1 protein-coding gene is annotated in these 239 nt (G+C 59.4%); it reads left to right on the top strand.

Translation table 11 applies throughout. The features are described 5' to 3' along the window. Window positions 1–239, top strand: a 239-nt coding sequence (locus tag AC0L20_RS41770) for a DUF4082 domain-containing protein (RefSeq protein ID WP_473295956.1), incomplete at its 5' end; no start/stop codon positions are given.

Genomic DNA, 239 nt, shown 5'->3' with positions numbered 1-239 from the left:
CGATCGCTTCGGGGACCACGTATATTGCGTCCTACCACAGTGCGGGAGGATATTCTTCGGATCCAAACCTCTTCGCCAGTTCCATCACGAGCGGGCCGCTAACGGCTCCGTCGTCTTCGGCCAGCGGCGGCAACGGCGTTTACGCGTACGGGACCGATCGTTTGTTCCCGACGAACACTTTCAACGCGACGAGCTACGCCGTCGACGTACTATTCAGACCTCAGCTCGCAGCAGCATAG

This window comes from Bradyrhizobium sp. Kon58 (assembly GCF_055807455.1).
The sequence above is the reverse complement of the archived record's forward strand: the minus strand, read 5'-3'. Positions and strand labels throughout refer to the sequence as shown.